Annotated in this window: 17 protein-coding genes; 12 read left to right on the top strand and 5 right to left on the bottom strand. The window is 63.0% G+C overall.

Translation table 11 applies throughout. The features are described 5' to 3' along the window. Positions 1-12: 12 nt before the first annotated feature. Together NG900_RS13525 and NG900_RS13520 are read right to left on the bottom strand one after the other, a co-directional pair. On the bottom strand, positions 13-267 hold the full coding sequence (locus tag NG900_RS13525) for a translation initiation factor 1 (RefSeq protein WP_252681098.1): 255 nt from the start codon (positions 265-267) through the stop codon (positions 13-15). A gap of 86 nt (positions 268-353) precedes the next feature. Further along, entirely contained in the window at positions 354-590 is a 237-nt protein-coding gene (locus tag NG900_RS13520; protein WP_252681096.1) for an isochorismatase, read from the bottom strand. Positions 591-1,252: 662 nt separating this feature from the next. Here NG900_RS13520 and NG900_RS13515 point away from each other — a divergent pair. The 10 genes from NG900_RS13515 (at position 1,253) to NG900_RS13470 (ending at position 10,150) form a co-directional block, all read left to right on the top strand. After that, positions 1,253-1,456: a cold-shock protein gene (locus NG900_RS13515; protein ID WP_252682127.1), complete on the top strand. Its 204-nt coding sequence runs from the start codon at positions 1,253-1,255 to the stop codon at positions 1,454-1,456. A gap of 342 nt (positions 1,457-1,798) precedes the next feature. Then, positions 1,799-2,125, top strand: coding sequence for a hypothetical protein (locus NG900_RS13510; protein ID WP_252681094.1), 327 nt, complete (start codon positions 1,799-1,801; stop codon positions 2,123-2,125). 151 nt (positions 2,126-2,276) lie between these two features. Continuing rightward, on the top strand, positions 2,277-2,651 hold the full coding sequence (locus NG900_RS13505; protein ID WP_252682126.1) for a hypothetical protein: 375 nt from the start codon (positions 2,277-2,279) through the stop codon (positions 2,649-2,651). A 256-nt stretch (positions 2,652-2,907) separates the two neighbouring features. After that, positions 2,908-3,471 (top strand): FMN reductase, encoded by a 564-nt coding sequence (gene msuE, locus NG900_RS13500; protein ID WP_252681092.1) that lies wholly within the window; start codon positions 2,908-2,910, stop codon positions 3,469-3,471. Between the two features lie 145 nt (positions 3,472-3,616). Next, positions 3,617-4,912 carry an SfnB family sulfur acquisition oxidoreductase gene (locus NG900_RS13495; protein ID WP_252681091.1) on the top strand — a complete coding sequence of 432 codons (1,296 nt, stop codon included), beginning with the start codon at positions 3,617-3,619 and terminating at the stop codon, positions 4,910-4,912. A gap of 1 nt (position 4,913) precedes the next feature. Next, positions 4,914-6,164 (top strand): SfnB family sulfur acquisition oxidoreductase, encoded by a 1,251-nt coding sequence (locus NG900_RS13490; protein WP_252681089.1) that lies wholly within the window; start codon positions 4,914-4,916, stop codon positions 6,162-6,164. After that, complete coding sequence (locus NG900_RS13485; RefSeq protein WP_252681087.1) at positions 6,164-7,519, top strand: LLM class flavin-dependent oxidoreductase; 1,356 nt, start codon at positions 6,164-6,166, stop codon at positions 7,517-7,519. The genes NG900_RS13490 and NG900_RS13485 overlap by 1 nt, the downstream gene beginning before the upstream one ends. A gap of 31 nt (positions 7,520-7,550) precedes the next feature. Continuing rightward, complete coding sequence (locus NG900_RS13480) at positions 7,551-8,366, top strand: MetQ/NlpA family ABC transporter substrate-binding protein (protein ID WP_252681084.1); 816 nt, start codon at positions 7,551-7,553, stop codon at positions 8,364-8,366. Between the two features lie 4 nt (positions 8,367-8,370). Further along, positions 8,371-9,516: a methionine ABC transporter ATP-binding protein gene (locus NG900_RS13475; protein WP_252681081.1), complete on the top strand. Its 1,146-nt coding sequence runs from the start codon at positions 8,371-8,373 to the stop codon at positions 9,514-9,516. Then, entirely contained in the window at positions 9,497-10,150 is a 654-nt protein-coding gene (locus NG900_RS13470; RefSeq protein WP_252681079.1) for a methionine ABC transporter permease, read from the top strand. Before NG900_RS13475 ends, NG900_RS13470 begins: the two co-directional genes overlap by 20 nt. 511 nt (positions 10,151-10,661) lie before the next feature. On the opposite strand, the gene NG900_RS13465 is transcribed toward NG900_RS13470, so the two are convergent. The 3 genes from NG900_RS13465 to NG900_RS13455 form a co-directional block, all read right to left on the bottom strand. Then, positions 10,662-10,940, bottom strand: coding sequence for a hypothetical protein (locus tag NG900_RS13465; RefSeq protein WP_252681077.1), 279 nt, complete (start codon positions 10,938-10,940; stop codon positions 10,662-10,664). Between the two features lie 477 nt (positions 10,941-11,417). After that, complete coding sequence (locus NG900_RS13460) at positions 11,418-13,844, bottom strand: AAA family ATPase (protein ID WP_252681075.1); 2,427 nt, start codon at positions 13,842-13,844, stop codon at positions 11,418-11,420. A 138-nt stretch (positions 13,845-13,982) separates the two neighbouring features. Beyond that, entirely contained in the window at positions 13,983-15,824 is a 1,842-nt protein-coding gene (locus NG900_RS13455; protein WP_252681073.1) for a DEAD/DEAH box helicase, read from the bottom strand. Positions 15,825-16,353: 529 nt separating this feature from the next. Here NG900_RS13455 and NG900_RS13450 point away from each other — a divergent pair. Both NG900_RS13450 and NG900_RS13445 read left to right on the top strand, forming a co-directional pair. Next, positions 16,354-17,208, top strand: coding sequence for a DUF2242 domain-containing protein (locus NG900_RS13450; RefSeq protein WP_252681071.1), 855 nt, complete (start codon positions 16,354-16,356; stop codon positions 17,206-17,208). A gap of 197 nt (positions 17,209-17,405) precedes the next feature. Further along, positions 17,406-17,885 carry a VOC family protein gene (locus tag NG900_RS13445; RefSeq protein WP_252681069.1) on the top strand — a complete coding sequence of 160 codons (480 nt, stop codon included), beginning with the start codon at positions 17,406-17,408 and terminating at the stop codon, positions 17,883-17,885. Positions 17,886-17,915: the final 30 nt, after the last annotated feature.

The following is a 17,915-nucleotide window of genomic DNA, read 5'->3' as shown; positions in this document are numbered from 1 at the left end:
GCGTCTTCAGCCTCAGACGCCAAAGACGGGAGCGCCATACTTCAGCAGCAATTGCTCGATCTGGCTCATGTCATCGGTACGCGGTGTCCGGTCTTCTGTCACGCGCGACGGGCCACCATACTCGGCAGCCACATGCCTGCGCACCGTCAGTACATCATTGGCCGGTGGCGCGACGATGACGGCATCACCCGGTTCGTGCCGGTAGCTGCCGTCTTTCCAGCCGTCGGGTGTGAGATGCAGTTCTTCCCATTCATCGCTCACAGACATGGTGATTTCCTCTCGTTGATTCTGGGTGGGCGCCTGCCGTTGCGGCAAGCGGAAAAGCCGCCCGGAGGCGGCTTGCGTAGTTCAGTTCAGTTCTTGTGACCGGGGGTCAGACGTGCGATGGCGGCTCTTCCTGCACGCCGGGCTGCCTGTCTTGCGCGTGCTTCCGTGCCGTGCACGTTGTGGCGCATCGAGACGTTGGCGAGGATGCGTTCCACGCCATCGCTGTACTCACTGATGAGATAGGTGGCAAACCAGACGCCTGGTTCTTGCTCAATCGGGTACACGGACACCGTGTAGGGAGATGGGACTTGGACTTTGTTCAATCGACTGCTTGGTTTCGGGCGAAGGCCGACGGCAGGCGTGGTAAGACTGGGCAAACCACGTCTTGCTCAGACGTACGCCACGATGGGTAAGGCCAACGCCGTTGTGCCATGCATACCTGCGTGGCCCAAGCCATTGGCGGCGAGGTGACCGGACTTGCGTACGCTGGCGCGCCTAGTACATGCGTGCCGGATACGGAGCGGATAAACCGCCGGTCTGATAGGTGGTGGGCTGCGTGGCCCAGGACGATTCGGGTGTACGCCCGACGGGTGGCCGGCGCTGTGTCGTTTTGTCTGGCTCGGCACCCGGCCCGATCGATTCGAGAAACGGGCAGAAGGTGCAGCATGGTAACAGCTTCCGGCGACCACGGCTCCGGCAGCCGGTGCGGGCGTTTCCCGACGGGCAACGGCTGCGATGCATGCGCGACATGGCGCGGGCAGCCAAGCGCGGTCGCCACCACATTCGTGCTTTATTTCGACGTGGATTGCCTTTTTTGTTGACAGAACCCTGCGAACCCGGTACATGTTGCGCCGCAGGCTTTTCAAGCAGTTACTCCGATGTTTTGGGTTGTCACGCCAAGCGACGCCTTTTTCTCTTTGTTCCTTCCTTGATCGTCATGCCTGGTGAGCATGGGCTCATCCAGAACACGTTTAAGGACTCCAACATGGAAACCGGCATCGTAAAGTGGTTCAACGACTCCAAGGGCTTCGGCTTCATCACCCCTGACGCAGGCGGCAACGATCTGTTTGCGCATTTCTCTGAAGTTCAGGGCAATGGGTTCAAGTCGCTGCAAGAAGGCCAGAAGGTCAGCTTTGTGTCGGGCGTGGGCCAGAAAGGCCCGGTCGCGACCAAGATTACGGCGATCTGATCGCTCTCGCGCCCAATAAAGAAACCCCGCCACGCGGGGTTTTTTTTCGTCTCCCGCGCATGGGCTGGCGCCGCCCACTGCGCCCGAATACCCCGTTTGCGACGCTTCGGAAGATAGTGACGCCGCCGTGCAGTGATGGGAGTACAGTGGGGCACCAACACCGGCGCACCCGATCTTGCATCCGTTGGTACGAAAGCAGCTTCCCCCGCACTTGTGATCCAGCGCTCGGTCGCGCCGCCTCCGCTGGATCAAGCCCTGCACGCTGTCATCCTCGCCAGTTCCGCACACGGATGCTTGCCCGTTGATGCTCGCGACTCGCGATGTCGGTCATGGAGACCCGTGATGCTCGACCTTGTCGCGTTTACCAAGCCGGTGCTCGATGAAATTACCGGACAGGATGTGCGGACCTGGAACACCGGCCCGCACGTGCTGGCAGCCAACTGGCAGGTACCGGAACTCGGCAGCCGCATCTGGCGTGTGAGAACACTCACGATTGCATTCACGCACGATGTCGTGGATCAGCTGGCGCACGCCAACCGGCAAGACCTGTCTCAACTGCAATGCATGCTTGACCGCTTTCTACGGGCGAGCCTGGGCGCGCATGCCCAGACAGACCTGGAAGATCGCACGCTGGTGATCACCGTCGAACATCTGGGGGTGGATTCATAGCCGCCCGCGCCCATCAACGGGATCGCCATTCACAGCCACTGTCGACGCCTTACCGGGCGTCGGTCGTGCCCACCCTCGGTTGGAGCCATTCATGAATGCAAGCCAGTGTGTTGGAGAAGTGTGTTGCGTGCACGACCAGCCCGAAAACAAGATCACCCATGCGTCTGACAAGACGAGCTTCCTCTGCACACTTCCGGGCGCGATCAAAGGCATGGCGTATTCCATCACGGTGGGTTTTATCCGCGATGGGCAGCCGAACTGTGTGCAATTCACCAGCTTCGTGGGGGAGGGGCGACGGTCCTTCAGGGTGTTGGCCAGCGCGCCCGATGTGCGATCCACCGCTGCACGCAGCGTTGAAGCCTTGTGTCGCCTGGCCATCGGGCAAGTCATCCGCGACAGCCTCCACGCAAAGACTGCACAGGGCGACCACACGCTCGACATGGGCGTACTTCCTTGGGAAGGCGAGCTTCGGCCGGCAGGATCACGTCGCGCGCAAGGGCCGCTGCGCCCGCATTCGCCCACCTGAGTTGTCCTTGGACCATCCGTGACCTCTGCATCGTTGCGGGCCTCAGTGCTCCGCTCCAAACTCCGCGCAAGGGGCGAGCGGGCACGGCTAAACGATTGCATAGATGCTTATGCAAATCGTTTGCCTATGGATAGAAAAAACGCGTCGTTCGTTCGGCTGCTACGCCACGGTATCTTCTGATCATCGTATTTCGCTCGTCGCGCAAGGCCCCCCTTGCACAACGGCGAAATTGCCCTGGCATATCTGGAGCCGACTCGTGTCCACCCCTTTGAAGATCGTTGCCGTCAATGGCAGCACACAACAGCCGTCTCGCACCTTCGCGTTGGTACGCGCGCTGATCGACGAGATCGAGGCAAGGCTTCACGTCAACACCCACATCATCAACCTGAGCGAGATTGCGCGCCCGCTGGGTTCTGCCCTTTGGCGCACGGAGCTGCCGCCGGAGATTGAAGCCGAACTGCACGCCGTGGAAAGTGCAGACCTGCTGATTGCGGCGGCGCCGGTCTATCGCGGCGCCTACCCCGGGCATTTCAAGCATCTATTCGACCTCGTCGGCCAGGAAGCGCTTGCCGACAAGCCCGTGCTGCTCGCCGCCACGGGCGGCAGCGACCGCCATGCGCTCGTGCTCGAACACCATCTGCGGCCGCTGTTCAGTTTCCTGCAGGCGCTCACGCTGCCCATCGGCGTGTATGCGGCCACGTCGGACTTCGAGGGCTACTCCGTGCGCAGCCCCGCACTGCAAGATCGGATTCAGCTCGCGGCAGAACGTGCCGCATCGCACTTTGCCGCACACCGCCGCGTTGCCCTGAAGGCCGCCTAGCAGCGCTCGGCATTGGCAACGCGTGCAGGCCCATTCCACCTGCACGCATCCGGACGGCAGCCGGCATTTCGGCGTGCCGGCGGGTCGATCCGTCTCTGTCGCACGAGGCATGCCCCTCGCATGCCCCGCTTACCTTTGACTCACCATGACCAACCTATCTGACGTACAGGCCCTGCACCCGCCGACCGGCGTGCCGGTGCGCGAGCCGGCACTGCCCGACCCGGCCACGGTGCGACGCCTGCGCGATGCGGCGGAGGCCATCGATGCCGCCCATGCGCTCGCCAGCGAATTCCGCCAAGGCGCGTCTGCCCGCGACCGAGAACGCCTGCTGCCCTGGGACGAACTGGACCGCTGGTCGGCCAGCGGCCTGGGCGGCATCACGGTGCCGAAGGCATACGGCGGCGCAGAGGTTTCGTATGCGACGCTGGCCGAAGTCTTCGTCATCCTGAGCGAAGCCGATGCGTCGCTCGGCCAGATTCCACAGAACCACTTCGGCTTGCTGGGCGTGCTGCGTGAAGCCGGATCCGACGATCAGAAGCGCCGCTTCTACGCCGAAGTCCTGGCCGGACAACGTCTGGGCAATGCCGGCCCCGAGCGGCGTTCCGCTGCCAGCCGCACCATCCTCGACGGCACCACGCGCCTGCGCCGCACGCCGCAAGGTCTGAGGCTCAGCGGCACGCGCTACTACTCGACCGGGGCCTTGTTTGCACACCGCGTGCCGACGCGCGCGCTCGACGACGAAGGCCGCGCCGTCCAGGTGTGGGTGCCGCGCAATGCCGCCGGCCTGAGCGTCGTGGACGATTGGTCTTCCTTCGGCCAGCGGACCACCGCCAGCGGCACCGTCATCTTCAACAACGTGGCCGTGTCCGATGACGACGTGCTGCCCATCTGGCAACTGGCCGCGCGGCCCAGCCTGTATGGCCCGAATTCCCAGCTGATCCAGGCGGCCATCGACCTTGGCATTGCACAGGCCGCGTTTGACGACGCGCTGGCGTTCGTGCGTGAACACGCGCGGCCGTGGACGGACTCCAAGGTCGAACGTGCATCCGATGACCCGTACATCATTGCGGACTTCGGCCGCCTGGCCATCGACATCGAGGCAGCGCGCGCCGTTCTGCAGGAAGCCGCGCACACGCTGGATGCCATCGCCGCACAGTCGAACACCGGTGCGACCACCGATGCAATCACCGACGCGGACAGCGCCCGTGCCTCCGTTGCCGTGGCCGAAGCCAAGGTGCTGACCACCGAGGCGGCGCTGCACGCGAGCGAAAAGCTGTTCGAACTCGCAGGCTCCTCAGCCACCCGCGCCAAGCACAACCTGGACCGCCACTGGCGCAACGCCCGCACCCACACGCTGCACGATCCCGTGCGCTGGAAGCTGCATCTGATCGGCAACTACCAGCTCAACCAGGCCTTTCCGGCTCGGCACTCCTGGAACTGACATGTCACTGCTTTTCACCCCGCCACCCGTGGATGGCCGCGTGCCGCCGGCCCCAGCACCGCAACAAGCACCGCACGTCGTGCGCGACGATGCCGAGGCCATCGAGATCGCCCACAGGCTCGCCGCCGTTTTCGCAGAGGACGCCGCCGTGCGCGAGCGCGAGCGCCGCCTGCCCTGGGCCGAGCTGGAAACGTTCAGCGCCAGCGGCCTGTGGGGCATCACCGTGCCGCGCGAGTACGGCGGTGCCGGCGTGTCCAACACCACGCTTGCGGAGGTGATCGCCATCATCTCGGCGGCAGATGGCTCGCTGGGGCAAATCCCGCAGAACCACTTCTACGCGCTGGAAGTGCTGCGCGTGGGCGGCACGGCGTCGCAGAAAGCGTTCTTCTATGCGCGGGCACTGGCCGGTGAGCGCTTCGGCAATGCGCTGGCCGAGATCGGCCACAAGGATTTCCGCCGACGCACACGCCTCACCCAGGACGGCGACGGCTTCCGCATCGACGGCAAGAAGTTCTACTGCACCGGCGCGCTGTATGCGCACTGGATTCCCACCCTGGTGGTGGCCGAAGATGCGGGCCGCGAGGTGACGTGGCTCGCCTTCGTGCCACGAACGGCCGCCGGCGTGACGGTGACCGACGACTGGGACGGCTTCGGCCAGCGCGTCACCGGCAGCGGCTCCGTCAGCTTCGACAACGTGCGGGTGGAGGCGGACTGGGTCGTCCCGTTCCTGGCCTCGTTCGAGCGGCCGACCACCATCGGGCCGGTTGCCCAGTTGATGCATGCGGCCATCGACCTCGGCATCGGGCGCGGCGCGCTTGCCGCGACGCTGCCATTCCTGCGCGACCATGCCCGGCCGTGGATCGACGCCCGCGTGGAACGCGCCACAGACGATCCGCTGACGCTGCACCACCTTGGCGAAGTGCATGTGCGCCTGCGCGCAGCCGAGGCCCTGGTGCGCCACGCCGGCCGCATCACCGATGCCGCACAGCAAGCGCCCGACGAGCGCACGGTGGCCGAAGCGTCCGTTGCGGTGGCTGCCGCCCGGGCGCTGACCACCACGGCATCGCTGCTGGCGGGCACGCGCCTGTTCGAGCTGGGCGGCACGTCGGCCACGCTCGACAACCGCGGGCTGGACCGCTTCTGGCGCAACGCCCGCACCCACACGCTGCATGACCCCGTGCGCTGGAAATACCACGCGGTCGGCAACTTCCACCTCAACCACACGCTGCCGCCGCGGCACGGAGCGATCTGATGGCGGGCAAGCACATCCTGCTCAACGCGTTCAACATGAACTGCGTCGGGCACATCAACCACGGCCTGTGGACGCACCCGCGCGACCGGTCGGCCGACTACAACACGCTGGAATATTGGACCGACCAGGCCCGCACGCTCGAACGCGGCCTGTTCGACGGGCTATTCATTGCCGACATCGTGGGCGTGTATGACGTCTATCGCGGCAATGTCGATGTCACGCTGCAGGAATCGATCCAGCTGCCGGTCAACGATCCGCTGCTGCTGGTGTCGGCCATGGCGGCCGCAACGCAGCATCTGGGCTTTGGTGTCACCGTCAACCTGACGTACGAGCAGCCTTACCTGCTCGCCCGGCGCTTCTCGACGCTGGACCACCTGACGCGCGGCCGGATCGGCTGGAACATCGTCACCGGCTATCTGGACAGCGCAGCACGCGCCATGGGGCTCGACAAACAGTTGGCCCACGACGAGCGCTACGACCGCGCCGACGAATACCTGGAGGTGCTCTACAAGCTCTGGGAAGGCAGTTGGGAAGACGACGCCGTGCGGCGGGACAAGGCCGCCCGCCTGTTTGCCGACCCGGCCAAGGTGCGCAAGGTCCAGCACAACGGCCGCTACTACAAGGTGGACGGCTATCACCTCGCCGAGCCCTCGCCCCAGCGCACGCCGGTGCTGTTCCAGGCCGGCAGCTCGGGCCGCGGTCAGCGGTTTGCCGCGCGCCATGCCGAGTGCGTGTTCATTTCACCGCCCAACAAGGAGGCCGCGCGCCAGACCGTTGCCGCACTGCGCGAGCAACTGGTGGCGGCAGGCCGCCGCCCCGACGACATCAAGGTGTTCATGGGCGCCGCCGTGGTGACCGGCCGCACCGAGGCCGAGGCCCACGCCAAGCATGCGGACTACCGCGCCTACGCCAGCCGTGAAGCCGGCCTGGCGCACTTTGCCGCCAGCACCGGTGTCGATTTCTCCCGCCACGGGCTGGACGACCCGATCGACTACGGCGGCGGCAACGCCATCGAGTCGGCCACGACCACCGCCGCCAAGCACGGCTGGACACGCCGCAAGCTGCTCGAGCTGTTTGAACTCGGCGGACGCTACCCCGCCATCGTGGGCGACCCGGGGCAGGTGGCAGACACCCTCATCGAATGGATCGACGAAACAGGCATCGACGGCTTCAACCTGAGCCGTACCGTCGTACCCGAAAGCTATGAGGACTTCGTCGACCTCGTGGTGCCGGAGCTGCAGGAACGTGGCCGCTACAAGACCGCGTATGGCGACGGAACACTGCGCCACAAGCTGTTTGCCGAGGGCGACCGTCTGCCCACACGCCACGCCGCCGGCGAATTCCGCCACCTCTGACCGCATTATTCCGACCCATCCCAACCCAACCATGAAACTCTCCCGCCTGCTGCCTATCCTGTTCGCCGCCCTCCTTCCGGTGCTGATGCCGGCCGCGCATGCCGCGCCGCTGCGCATCGGTGTCACGCCCGGGGCGCTTGCCGATTCCGTTGAAGTGGCCGCCACCGAGGCGCGCAAGCAAGGGCTCGATGTCAAGGTTGTCGAGCTGACCGACTGGACCACGCCCAACGTCGCGCTCGCCTCGGGCGACCTCGATCTCAACTACTTCCAGCACCAGGCTTTCCTGGACAACGCCATCAAGGAACGCGGGTATGCGTTCAAGAGCGTCGGCATTGGCGTGCTGGGCAACATCGGCCTGTATTCGAGCAAGATCAAGCGCCTGTCCGACCTGAAGGACGGCGCGCGCGTGGCCGTGGCCAACGACCCCGTCAACCAGGGGCGCGGCCTGCTGTTGCTGCAGAAGGCCGGCCTCATCAAGCTGCGCGACGGTGTGGCGACGCGCGGCACGCTCAACGACGTGGTGGCCAATCCGAAGAAGCTGAAGTTTGTCGAGATTGAAGGCCCGCAGCTCGTGCGTGCCCTGGACGACGTGGACCTGGCACAGGGCTATCCGGCGCACTTCGTCAACGCGGGCAAAGCGGACGTGGCCAGCGCCGGCCTGCTGTATTCCGGCATCGACGACGAGTACTTCGCCATCCGCTTCGTCGCCCGCAACGACAACGCCAACGACCCGCGCATTGCCCGCTTCATCAAGCTGTATCAGGACTCGCCTGCGGTGCGCCAGCAGGTGCGCACCTCTTACGCCAACGACGACAAGCTCTTCACCCTGCCCTGGGTAAAACGGTGATGCCATGACCACCCTCACTTCCAACCCCGCGCACGCCTGGCCAGACACTCCGGCTGAGCACACACCGCACGTGCGGCACACCGACGCGGCCATCGCCGCACCCGGTGCCGGCACGATCCGCTTTCGCAACGTCGGTAAGACATACCGCGCAGCGGCAGGCGACGTGCATGCGCTGCAAGGCATCGACCTCGACATTCCGGCCGGGGGCATCTTCGGCATCATCGGCCGCAGCGGCGCCGGCAAGTCGAGCCTGCTACGCACCATCAACGGGCTGGAGAAACCCACGAGCGGCCAGGTACTGGTCGACGGCGTGGACGTCGGCACGCTCGGCACCGCCGCGCTGGTGGGGCTGCGCCGGCGCATCGGCATGATCTTCCAGCACTTCAACCTGCTGTCCGCCAAAACCGTGTGGGACAACGTCGCGCTGCCGCTGAAGGTGGCGGGCGTACCGCCAGCGGAAATCGCCCAGCGCGTCGATACCCTGCTGACGCTGGTGGGGCTCCAGGGCAAGGAGCGTGTGTACCCCGGGCGCCTGTCGGGCGGGCAGAAGCAACGGGTGGGCATTGCCCGCGCGCTCGTGCATCGGCCCGAGATTCTGCTGTGCGACGAGGCCACCTCCGCGCTGGACCCGGAAACCACCGACGCCATCCTCGCCCTGCTGCGCGACATCAACCGCCGCCTGGGCCTGACCATCGTGCTCATCACGCACGAGATGGGCGTGATCCGCGACATCTGCGACAACGTGCTGGTGCTCGAAGCGGGCCGCATTGCCGAGCAGGGCCCCGTGTGGCGCGTGTTTGGCGATCCGCAACACGACGCCACGCGCGCCTTGCTCGAACCCCTGCGCGGCGGCCTGCCCGAAGACGTGGCCGCGCGCCTGCAGCCCGTGCCGCCCGCGCGCGCCCCGTTCGAACAGTTGATCGAGCTCGGCTACACCGGCACGGCCCCCGTGCCCGAACTCGCGCAGATCGCCCAGGCGCTGCGCCACCCCACGCGGCTGCTGCGTGCCGATCTGGACCGCATCCAGGGCCGCACGCAGGGGCGCCTGCTCATTGCCGCAGCGGGCGGCACGCTGTCGGCCGACACGCTCGCCACGTTGCAACTGTCTCAACACACCCGGAGCCTCGGCTATGTCGCCGCTCACGATTGACCGCATCTGGCTGGGCCTGCTCGACACGTTGACGATGGTGTCGGCGTCTGCGCTGATCGCCGTGCTGGCCGGCATTCCGCTGGCCTTGATCCTGGTGCTGACGGCACCGGGCAGCGCGCTGGAATCGCCGCGCGTGCATCGGGTGCTGGGCGCCGTCATCAACGGCTTCCGTGCCACGCCGTTCATCATCCTGCTCGTCGCGCTGCTGCCGTTCACGCGGCTCGTGGTGGGCGCCACCATTGGTGTCTGGGCTGCGGTGGTGCCGCTGTCGATCAGCGCCACGCCGTTCTTTGCGCGCATTGCCGAGATCAGCCTGCGCGAGGTGGACCGCGGCCTGGTCGAAGCCGCACAGGCCATGGGCTGCACCCGCCGCCACATCGTCTGGCACGTGCTGCTGCCCGAGGCGCTGCCCGGCATCATCGGCGGCTTTACGCTGACCATCGTCTCGTTGATCGGGGCCTCGGCCATGGCGGGCGCCGTCGGTGCCGGCGGCCTGGGCGACATCGCCATCCGCTACGGTTACCAGCGCTTCGATACGACCGTCATGGCGGTGGTGATCGTGCTGCTTATCGGGCTGGTGAGCCTCGTGCAATGGGTGGGGGATCGGTCGGTGCGGCGGTTGAAGGCGCGGTGACATAGCGGCGCCTGCCGTTGCGTGCGTGCCGTGCATGGGGCCCTGCGCTCCATGTTTGCGCTTCTGAGCCCGGCAGTTGAGGTTCTGAGCTCGGCGCGCGGGGCTCCGGGCATCGCTTCCCAGCCTCGGAGACGCACGTTCGGGGCTTTTTGCTCGGGTGGCATGGCGATCCGAACTCGACGCTTGAGGCTTTGCGCCCGGCGCTCGACACGTTTTGCTCGGCCATTGAGTCTTTGGGCTCGGCGGTCGACACTTTTTTGCTCGATGGTCGGGGCTTTGAGTGCCAACGTCCGCGCTTTTTGCTCGGCGCTTGCGCCTTGGAGACTCGCGCTCGCGTGTTCGAGCCTGACGGCTGAGGCTTCTTGCTCGGCGATCGCGCCTTCGAGGCTCGTGCATGGGGCTCTGAGCCCCGTCCATGACGCTTTGAGCGTCGGCTGCGTCACGTTCTGATTGGGCGCATCTGGCCCGTCGCTCCCCCGCCCGTCTCGGGGTGGCGTTCACTGCGGTTCTTTTAGTTCTGGTGATTCGCGCGTTCGAGCACGCGCAGGACTTCCCACCGGTACAGGTCAACCAGCACGCCCTCCAGCGTGGTCAACATGTACGCGCCAATCGCATCCAGAAACCCGGCCTGGTATTCGGCGGGCTTGCCCTGGATGTGGAGCTGGTATTCCCAACGCAGCGTCTTGGGCTGGAACTGCCGATGCAGCTTCAGGCCCGCTTGCGAGCGACGCAGGTAATCCCGCGCGCCGAGGGCGCCTTGCAGGTATTCGCGTTTGGTTTCGAGGGTCATCGGGCGCCTCCGGAGGGAGGGTGGTGCGCGATGCGGGTGGGAGGCGAGAGTGCGGGGCGATGCCCGCTTGGGGTGGGAACGGCTTGGGTCGGTTGGTCCATTGTCTTGCCCTCTGCTGATTGAGTGGGGAGCCACCCACCTGGGAGGGTGGGCGGGCACACGACAAGGTCTGCAATACCGACGAAATGACAAAGACGGCAGGGCCGAAGCCCTCCCTGTCGGGCCCGCCCGTATAGGCGAACGACGACAGCGGTAGAAACTTGAGTTTCTTCCGGTCATTTCGGTCGAGATTGCAGTCTCGGCTGCGATTGTTTGCGCAGCGGGGGGAGTTTAGCGGGTGGGGTGGTTCTGGGGCAAGTTCCGGGATATCTCGCCGTGCTCTCGCGCAGCGTCCGCTAACGACCCGTCACAGTCACTCGGCATAGATCGATTTATGTGGCGGCCTCTGTCCGACAATTGGACATTGGAAGCGATCTCTTACCCTACTCGCTCAGGCTCTCCAATGCTCTTCAACAGAGCGTTATATTGCACCCTATCTGCATCGTAAATCTTGTCCAAGACATAGTTAGCAACCTTGGCGATCTCAGGAATTTCCACCGGCTTAAAACCTCTGTCTGGGACAGCTTCTAGGTGCGAAAACTCGTTGTTAAGGCGGTTGACCAGTGCAACTGCCGTATCTTCCTCCTCTCCAAAGAATTTCTTGATCCGCTCAAAGGCATCGTTCTTGTCATCATGATAAGGGTACTTGAAAAACAAAAAAGCTTCTAGAAACTTTCGCAGATTGTTGCCAAATCCAAAAAATGGCTCATGACTATCTGCTGCCGCAGCTTGATCTTTGCACTTGTAGATTTGGTGGAATAGATAATGAAACTCGGTTATGTAGTCTTTTAGATAAGACGGCATAAGCAGGATGTTGCTTGAAGCGCCGTTTCTCTCAATCATGAAATGCTCGTGGTCATCGACACTTTTTGTCTTTCCTTCACCAGCGGGGATCTTCTTCTTCGGAATGGATAGGCGCTTGAGATATTTCAGAAAATCAAGATTATGGGTAGATATAAAAAGCTGCTTGTAGCGATAGGCGTTTGAACCGTCTGGATTCTTAACCGGCTTGGCAATCAAGCTCTCAATCAAGCTAAACATGAAGAAGATATGGTTTCCGTCCAAGCTGGAAATTGGATCATCAATATAGATGATCAATTCCTTGCCTTTGCTCTCCGGTTCGTCTAGTTTGGCAATGAAATAGCAGAAGGCAATCAGGCTGCACTCGCCTTCGCTGAGGTTGTACGCAGCCTTGCCGTTTCGTGTGATCTCAAACTTGACCGTGGCTTTGTCTGCGCCGTCACGGGCCTCAAGCTTGATACCGTCATGGCCGAAGAAGTTGCTGAGCAAAGAGTTGACTCGCTCGGCCCCCTTGCGCTCATCTTTTTGCTTGGCTCTCAAAGCTTGGACTTCCGCCTCGGCGTCACGGATCTCTTTTTCTGCGTCCGTATAGGCCGTGCCTGCTGTGTCGGCGTCGATCCTGAGGTTGGCTATGCGGGCAACCTCCGTGTCATAGGTGATCGCATCAGCAAACGCGAACACGTCAGCCAGGCGAAGTGCATCTCTGGCAGAGGTCTTGTCATTTTCCAGGGTCTTCGTCTTGCCGTTGCTCGTAACAATCAGCGCGTTGATGGCCTGAACATGCTTCTCGATCTCCTTGGCGTCATGCGAAGGCGCCTTCAGAAACACGGGTTGGAAGAGATTGTCCTTTCGAGTCTCAATCGATTTCTTCAGGGCTTCCAAGTCTTTCTTGTAGACGCCAAGTGCTTCAGATAGCGCCTTGCTGCTCGATTCAAACGCGGTACGCTCATCCGCATAAAACTGAGCACCTGTGAAGAAATTGAGTCCAGCGATGGACTTGATCTCGTCCGTGACTGACGCGAGAGCAGCATCCAAGGCTGTTTCCAGGTCGCCAGACTCTTTGCTGAAATGTTCGTCCAGCACCTGCCAAATGTCGTGCGGCAAACCCTGTCGGCAGAAAGCGCAGGTTTCCCGCTTGCCTCGGTGGAGCCCCATACCTTGCTTGACCCAAAGCTGCAAAGCGCTGTCCTTAAGTAGTTCTTCAATCGCTTTGGTAGGTGTAATCGCCCTGGAGAGAAGAGGTTCGGCAGTGGCCCTCAGCGACTCCAGTTTGAGGGTGATGGCCAGAGTGCCCGTAATGTCAGGTAGGGCTTCCTGCTTGAGCAAGTTGAGTTTGCCTGCTTGTTCCTCGGTGGTCAGTGCGATGAAGCCGGGCTTACTGGTGGAAGCAATATCGCGTCTGATGTGTTCGATGGTGTAGATGGGCGCGAGATACAGGGGGTTCTTCTTGATCTTCTCAGCAGCATGCGAGCGCAGTTTGTCTTCCAAACGGTTCAAAGCCGTGCTGTGAGCAGCTTTGGTACGATCGCGCTCTTTCCTCTTGGCCTCCAGATCAAAGCGCAGCCCGGCCTTGCCTTCCACACTGCCAAGCTTGGCCTCGATGGCAGTGATGGCGTCGTCAATCTCCTTGTTCTGCTCACCGACGATGGCGAAGGTCTTGATAACGCCGCCGGCCTCCTGATTGACTAGGAAGCTCAGGTTGTCTGTCACGAAATCGCGGTTGTAGACCCGCACGTCATAGTTATGGGTCAGCAGGTCGGCATCGGTGACTGCACCTTTTTCACCAGTTACGGTGAAGGACGAGCCCACATAGTTCAGGGGGAGCCTGCGCGTCTCCAGCGCACGAAAAACACGGGAGAGAGTCGTCTTTCCAGAGTAGTTGCGTCCATAGAGGATGTTCAAACGCTGGAAGAGCTTGACGTTTTTTCCGTTGTCCCGAACGGTCTTTTTCCACTCCAAACCTTGGAAGCTACCAAAGCTCGCTATGTCAATCTGACTGATCACCGGCTCATTCCCCCTCTAGTGGCCCTCTGGCCAGCAGATATAAATCCACTTGGCTCCATAAGCCTAAACCAAGAATTAAAGACTCGACCAATGGCGATGCTTGCGAACCATATCGCTAACTGAGCGCAAAAAAGTCCTTCACGCCACCAACCTCCCACAAGCTTCCCCCACCCTCGCCGCAAACTCAGAATCCCGATCCGCCGTCATCACCAATTCATTCATCGCCCGCGTCATCCCCACATACAGCACGCGCGCCTGCTCATTCGCGTCATGGCTCGCAAGCGGCAACTGCCCCAAACCGGGGATCGCCACAAACGGAAATTCCAGCCCCTTGCTGCCATGTAGCGTGAGCACATTCACGCTGTCTTTGTCGTGCTTGCTCAGACCGTTGCTCACGGGAATCTTGGCCGCTTGCAGATGGCTGACCACGTCGATGCGCTGCGCCTTGAGGTACGTGAGCACCGCCATATCGCGCCAAGGCGTGCCCGCTTCGTTGGCAGCACGCAGACGATCTGCCACGTAGTCCAACTCGGCCTTGAAATTGGGCAGACGAATAAACACCGGCGCCTTGCCGTGCCGCCCCGCCGTTTGCGGGAGGATGAGCGGCGCGCCGTCTTCTTCGGCCTCTTCGGCGGTCAGCAGGTCATTGGCAAACGCATACGCCACGGCCAGCACTTCAGCGCTGTTGCGGTAGTTGAGCTTGAGGATGGTGGTGCGCCCCCGCGCCTGAATGCCTACGCTGGAAAAACTGAACTTGAGCTTGCGAGACTTCTGATAGATGTCTTGCGCGCTGTCGTACATGACGAGCACGGAGTTGGTCTCCGGGTCGACCATCTGCACGACGAGTCGCAGCCATGCGGGGTCAAAGTCGTGGCCTTCGTCGAGCAGCAGCGCGCTGTATTGCCCGGCAGGCACCTGGCCCCGGTTCACGCCGTCGATCACGTTCTGCACCAGCACGGCGTAGTCTTCGTCGCGCCGCATGACAGGCGGCTTGTCGAGTTGGTAGGTCGTTGCCATGTCGGAGCACCAACTGTGGAAGGTGCGCACGTGCACCTTTTGCGACAGCCCCTTGTGTTCCATCCACCCGGCAAGCTTTTGCGCGAGCGCGCGGTTGAAGCACAGCACAAGCACGGGCTTGGCGGATGCTTGCGCAAGGTACTCGGCGCGATAGCCAAGGATCATCGTTTTGCCGGAGCCCGCCACGCCGTGGATGACACGGTGCCCATCGCCCAGGCTTCGGGCGAGTTGCTCCTGCTGCAAGTCCATCACGCGGATAAGGTCAGGGATGGCAGAGCGGGCGTCTTGCGTGGTCGGTTCGTCATCGGCCTCGAACAGGCTGCCTTGTCGGCTGACGATGCGCACATCGGGGAAGAGGTGCCAGCGGATGCGATCGATCTGCGGCAGTTGGAGCAAGCAGCGGAAGGGCTGGGTGAACATGTCCCACAAGCGCTGCTGGAATGCTTCAGGGTCGGCTGAATCCGTCATCTCGTCTTTGCAGATGACGAGGCGACCGGGCATCACGTCTTGCATGCCGGAGGTCTCGAACTCCTGGCGCGAGATATTGGGCAACACCAGCCCGTGGCCGTAGGGCATGCACAGCTTGCCGGCATATTTACTGTCGGCCGGATGAACCAACAGCGGGTCGCGCTTGAGCATATCCACCGTGGCCGTCATGAACTCGCGCGATTTGAGCAGCGGGTTCACATCCTTGACGAGCCGGCCGTCAAAATTGGCCTCCACCAGTTGCGGGTCGAGCCGGATAATGCTGCCGATTTTCCAGTCCTTGACTTCCAGCGCCAGCAAACCCCGGTGCGGATTCAGAATCAGGAAATCTGGCCGCCTGCGCTTAATGCCGACCGTCACGTCGTACCAGCACAGATAATCGTCCTCAAGCGCCGCTTCGAGCCGCCGGGCAAAGCGCTTCTCGCCCGAGGTCATGCGCCCCAGGCAGCTATTCAGACTGGGGATGAGTGTCGCCATACTGCCCCTCTACATATTTTGGATTAAGCGCTTTTTTATAATCCGATTTGGTTATCAACGCCTTTATTTTCGTGGGGAACAGCATAACCCACGATTTGGGATTGGAAAGCCCTCGACGGTAGGGTTCTTAAACATTTATTTTGGCGACAAAGAACTCGATATACGCCGACAATCCCCGCCCACGGAATGCATTAACCAACGCTGAACCGCTGAATATCGCCGTCGCGCCGGGAGGTTGCATTGATGTCAACCGGTTGGAGGAGGACGTGCCGGGCCGAAGGGCCTTGCAGTGGTAGGCGGGTCGGAGGAAGTCGCGCTGCTCTGGCGTACCTGAGAGACTCCATGCGCCAGACGTCGCCATCAACGCGGCGACCTGTCACCCGACAAACTTATAATGTCGCCCGGCCACCCGTCCACGCCGCCACCGCCTGCCGCGCACAAAACTTGCGCCGCACCCGCAGTGGCATCCGGGCCGCTGCCTGATGACACATCGGGCCCACCACCCGGCCGAGCCCATTTGACCAACGCCATGCCCTACCGCCTCCGTCAGTTGTCCGTTTTGTGCGCTGTTGCCGTTGCCGCCCTGGCTGCGTGCAGCTCCGCGCCCACGCCGCTGTATCAGCAGGAGCAGTTCGATGCGACGGCCAGCCCCTATGCGCGCACGTTCCACGCCAAATCTGACGCGACGTGCGAGGCGGCGCGCCGGGCGCTGCTGAGCCAGGGGTATGTGTCGAGCTCGCCGCGCCCAGACACGATCGACGGCAGCAAGAATTTCCAGCCGAGCAACGATTCGCACGTGGTGATCTCGTTCCACGTGGTGTGCGCAGAGGCCAATGTCGACGGCACGTCGAGCACGGCCTATGTGAACGCGGTGCAAGACCGCTACTCGCTCAAGAAGACGAGCACATCGGCCAGCGTGGGGTTGAGCATTCTGGGCTCGGTGTCGCTGCCCATTGGCTCGGGTGACGATTCGATGGTGAAGGTGGCCAGCGAGACGATTCCCGCAGGCGTGTTCTACGAGCGCTATTTCAACCTGGTGGACCACTTCCTGAAGATCGACCCGGCGCGCCGCGACCACAAGGTCGCCAAGGCGGCGGAGAAGGAACACGTGGCCCCGCTGCCCGAGCCCGCTCCCACGCCGCAGGGCGAGCCGATGAAGATGACGACGCCCGTGGTGCCCACGCCGGCCGCGCCGCCTGTGCCGGTGGCCGCGCCTGCTTCAGCGCCGGCTGCTACGCCGGCACCGGCCGCTACGCCTGCGGCTCCGGCAGTGAAGGCGCCTGCTGAGCCTGCACCGGCTTCGGCGCCTGCGGTGACCACGCCAGCACCGGCGGCACCTGCATCCGAACCCGCCGCTGGCGCGATGAAGGGCGGCGCGAGCTGATCACCACCATGTGACGCGCAAGGCCACGCGGCGCGTGCGTCACTGGTTTGCCGCCGGAACCTGTGAGACAGTGGGAACCCCCAACAGCGGCACCCGGCAACCGTCTCCCGACAGTCCAGGCTCCTGCAGTGCGGACGCGTGAAGCGGTTCAAGCGGCAGACGTTGCACATGCCGGTGCCCCCTTTCAGGAGACACGCATGGTCAGCAAGAACACGGTTTGCCTGTGGTACGACGGCGACGCGCTCAACGCCGCCAACTTCTACGCCAAGACCTTTCCTGACAGCAAAGTCATCGCCGTCCACCGCGCGCCGAGCGACTACCCGGCCGGCAAAGAGGGCGATGTGCTGACGGTGGAGTTCACTGTGGCGGGCATCCCCTGCATCGGGCTGAACGGCGGCCCGGAAATCAAGCACAACCAAGCCTTCTCTTTCCAGATTGCGACGGACGACCAGGAGGAGACCGATCGTCTGTGGAACGCAATCGTTAGCAATGGCGGCCACGCGAACGTGTGCGGCTGGTGCCAGGACAAGTGGGGGCTGTCGTGGCAGATCACGCCGCGCGTGCTCACCGCCGCTTACACCAGCGCCGACCGCGCGGCGGCCAAGCGCGCCTTCGAGGCGATGATGACGATGGGGAAGATCGACATCGCCAAGATCGAGGCGGCGCTGCGCGGGTAGAACGTGGTTCCTCATGGGCACAAACCCTGC

The organism is Ralstonia soli, from assembly GCF_023955655.1.
Taxonomy (GTDB): Bacteria; Pseudomonadota; Gammaproteobacteria; order Burkholderiales; family Burkholderiaceae; genus Ralstonia; species Ralstonia soli.
This window is presented reverse-complemented; position numbering and strand designations above follow the sequence as displayed.